The 3564-nt window shown below is 48.9% G+C and carries 4 protein-coding genes; 3 read left to right on the top strand and 1 reads right to left on the bottom strand.

Annotated features, from left to right (window positions below; all coding sequences use genetic code 11):
* The 3 genes from Q0294_RS22065 to Q0294_RS22055 all read left to right on the top strand — a co-directional run.
* On the top strand, positions 1-191 hold a 191-nt coding region (locus Q0294_RS22065), incomplete at its 5' end, for a hypothetical protein (protein ID WP_299469771.1).
* Between the two features lie 66 nt (positions 192-257).
* Positions 258-1043: a hypothetical protein gene (locus Q0294_RS22060; RefSeq protein ID WP_299469769.1), complete on the top strand. Its 786-nt coding sequence runs from the start codon at positions 258-260 to the stop codon at positions 1041-1043.
* A 150-nt stretch (positions 1044-1193) separates the two neighbouring features.
* Positions 1194-1652: a YiiD C-terminal domain-containing protein gene (locus tag Q0294_RS22055; protein ID WP_299469767.1), complete on the top strand. Its 459-nt coding sequence runs from the start codon at positions 1194-1196 to the stop codon at positions 1650-1652.
* Between the two features lie 6 nt (positions 1653-1658).
* On the opposite strand, the gene Q0294_RS22050 is transcribed toward Q0294_RS22055, so the two are convergent.
* Positions 1659-3564, bottom strand: a 1906-nt coding sequence (locus Q0294_RS22050) for a mechanosensitive ion channel domain-containing protein (protein ID WP_299469765.1), incomplete at its 5' end; no start/stop codon positions are given.

Raw genomic sequence — 3564 nt, 5'->3', positions numbered from 1 at the left:
ACGAGTCAAGTTTATACGTTCCCGGCAGTCAAATTGATGCGACTGTTATCCAAACCGCACCAGTTCGATTGGTGGAGAGTAACTTCTCACAGTCTCTCAGCAGCATGTTTTGCCAATTAAGTGATTTAAAACAGTGCGTTTATCAACACGCATCGATTTCTGTTCGAATTGAGGTACGTTTTTTGCCTTAAGCGGATGAGTCCTGAATAGAGGAATCAAAAGCGATTTCAATCTGTCCGCAAGAAGGGAGAATCACGATGTTTCAACGAAACATTTTTCAGGGGATCTTTATCATTATTTTGTTTTCAGTCATTCTGCAAGATGGCTTGCTGTATGCGCAGGGCGGAGAACTGGAATCGATTAGCAGCCAGCTCAACCGTGATTCTTTTATTGTGTGCCGCGAGATTCAAACGAAATTCCAGGGGATCAGAGGTCAGCGAAGTCTGATTACCAAAGCGTACGAAATTCATGCAATGGCAGACAATATTCACCGCATGCTTATATTAAATGTGCCGGTGAGAGGCATGGATCGGGCTTTGGATGATTTAAGTCTGTTAGTGGACGATCTGGATCAATCGATCAAAGCGATGCGCGCCCCGGTACTCCGCGAACCCGTGACCATTCCCACGGGGCCGAACGGATATCGATTCTATGGTGGCAATGGTTATCCACAGCCGAGTTTTCAGTACAATGGCTTTCCTTATCGAATGGTTGCGGAACGGACTACAAGCGACCTTTGTCAGACGCTCCAGGAGATGAGATCATCCATCAGCCAATTGCAACGGTACTTTGCACCCCGTCCTTCCATGGCTCCGGTGAAAAGACCATTTCCTGTACCCAACTCCGTTCCCCCTTCCGGTTCTGACCGGGGAGCCCCGCCGCAGCCGTCAGGTTTCCCGGAACCGTTACCGGAAGAGAACGATTCCCGCTGGCAACCTTCTCGCGGGTCTGCTCCTGTTTATCCACCGGCACCACCGGCACGTCCATCGATCCCTGCTCAGCAGGGGCCGGAATTTCTGCCGCCACTCCCCTCTGCGAACTGAAATGAGACAGGCGTCGTTAATCGAATGGAGAAGTTCACGGTTTCATGGTAAAGGTTCTCCGGCGCTTGTGTTTTTCCGGAAGATGCATCACTATATTTTTGGGGAACCTGGAATGAGTGTGTGCGGTGTTTTACTGGAAGGATGCTTTTAATGGAGTTTGATGCTGAGGAAGTGACAGCCTACCTGCATCAGCATATTCCAGTGACACGGGCCATGCAGATCAAAGTCTTGCCGGAAGCGCATGAGTCTCTCAGACTGAGCGCCAGATTGGCTCCCAATTTGAACCATCAGGAGACCGCCTTCGGGGGAAGTATTGCCAGTTTAGGCATTCTGGCAGGCTGGACTTTAATCCATCTGCGGCTGCGAGATGACAAACTGCGTTATAAAATCGTCATTCAGAAAAGCGAGCTGGAATTTCTGCGTCCGATTGAGGACGATTTCGAAGCGGAGTGTCCCATTCCGAATGAAAGTGTCTGGGAACAGTTTTATGCAGGTCTGCAGCGGAAAGGCCGCGCACGGATTGAGCTGAAAGCTTCAGTCACTGTGAATCAGCAGCTTGCCGCAGTGATTAAAGGCACATTTGTTGCGAAGCAGTTGCCGTTATTCTGAATGGTTTTAAGCACCGTCAGGTTTGTTCTGCGGAACAGGGGCTGTCTGGCTCAAATTCAGTATGGTTTCTGTCAGCGATTTGTTGCCGGTATAAAGGTGAACGTCTCTCTGGGGAAATGCGATTTCAATTTCCGCTTTGTTAAATTGTTCATGAATCGAGGTGTGTAAGTCGTGAATAACCTGTAACCGACTTTCCAGATTGGGAAGATATGCCCGTAGAGTCAGGTTCAAAGTACTGTCGCCGAAGGATTCGAATGTGATACTGGCAGGTGGGTCTGAGAGGACCTGCGGGTGATCGGTCAGAATTTTTAAGGCAAGAGCGGACGCGCGATTGGTATCGGTACCGTAGGCAACTCCGACGGTAATCGAAATACGATTGACCGAGTCGGTCAAGGTCCAGTTAAGCAATTTACCTGTAATAAATTCCCGGTTCGGGACGATGTATTCTTTACGGTCCCAGTTGGTAATCGTCGTGGCGCGCATTCGAATGCGGGAGACGACGCCGGTGACTTCATCGACGGTAATGATGTCTCCGACACGAATCGGCCGCTCGATGAGCAGGATCAGGCCGGAAACGAAATTGGAAAAGATTTCCTGCAGTCCAAACGCCAGTCCGAAGGTCAAGGCAGTCGCCAACCATTGCAATTTCGACCAGCCTAATCCAATTGTAGAAAACACAATGAAAATTCCGATTAACGCCACAAAGTAACGAGCCAGGCTCGTAATGGCGTATTTTACGGGGGTATCCAAGGGGAGTCGCTGTAGCACCAGGAATTCCAGTAACCCCGGAATGTTTTTTGTGGCGATGAATGCAAAGATCGCTAAAATAAAAGCGAGGCCGATATCAAAGTAGGTAACGGGTTCGAGTTTGTCAGTGAGTTTGTAGGAAATGTGCCCATCTGCATCTTTGGTCTCTTCCAGAGTCTGAATCGATGTGGACCAGAGGCTGTTCTCATAGGTGTCGAGTCGATTGAACGCCGGAAGCGTATCTCCCCAGATCCATAACAGACCCACCAGCAGAATGATACTCATGGTGGCATTGATCAGTTTCTTGATCTGCGCTGAGATTTTAGTGAGATCGGCGGGATTTTCCTCTTCTGTCGTAATACCTGCGATCGTCGATGTTTCAGAACCTGCCTCTTGAGGATCTTTCCGGATGGCCTGCAACCGTTCCTGATTCTGCTTATAGCTGAGTTGTCGATGATGAATCAGAATCCAGCGCAACAGCAAAGCTCTGAAAATAATTACACACAGGAATAACCAGAGCGTCAGGAAAGTCAGATGAAACAGGCTCATTGCCGTAAAATAGAAACCGACGAGTGATAACAGAATCAGCGCACAGGGAATGAACAGGGTTAAGAAATAGATAATGTATTTAAAACGGTCATACCAGACCTCTTGATTGTAATTCAGAATCGACTGAAAAAGTCCGGAACGCGGATGAAAGACACGGCGGGCAAAGATGGTGTATACCGCAAGTAATGCCACAAAAAACAGGCGTTCCAGTAAATCCTGATTGCGGTCTACTTCTTTACCGTGCAGCAGGAGAGTGACAAAGAGCAGGGGAATGGAAAAGGGGATCACCCAGCGAATATTGCGTCGCACGTAGGCAACAGTTTGTTTATACCAGCCAAAATGGGATTCGCCGAGACCTAAAGGTCTGCACATTTGCCGGATCAGTTCCCAGAAAAACAACAGCCAGGCAACCTGGCGTAAGCTGTATTCTACCGCCATGACGAAATCGGGAGCCTTTGGATCGCTGCCGATTCTCCAGGCAAAAAACCAGATCATGCCAGGCCAGACAATGGCGATAAACAGTGTGAGGAAAGCGACGCGTGCGGTAATCGCAAATTTGCGATAGCTAGTGGGTGTCCCGAAAGTGGCTTCGTACGGAATATTACGTGGTAAAGCG

It is taken from the genome of uncultured Gimesia sp., assembly GCF_937919775.1.
GTDB lineage: Bacteria > Planctomycetota > Planctomycetia > Planctomycetales > Planctomycetaceae > Gimesia.
The sequence above is the reverse complement of the archived record's forward strand: the minus strand, read 5'-3'. Positions and strand labels throughout refer to the sequence as shown.

Bases quoted from the DNA above. Each gene is read 5' to 3' on its own strand.
- Q0294_RS22060 (WP_299469769.1), top strand. From the start codon at position 258: ATGTTTCAACGAAACATTTTTCAGGGGATCTTTATCATTATTTTGTTT.
- Q0294_RS22055 (WP_299469767.1), top strand. From the start codon at position 1,194: ATGGAGTTTGATGCTGAGGAAGTGACAGCCTACCTGCATCAGCATATT.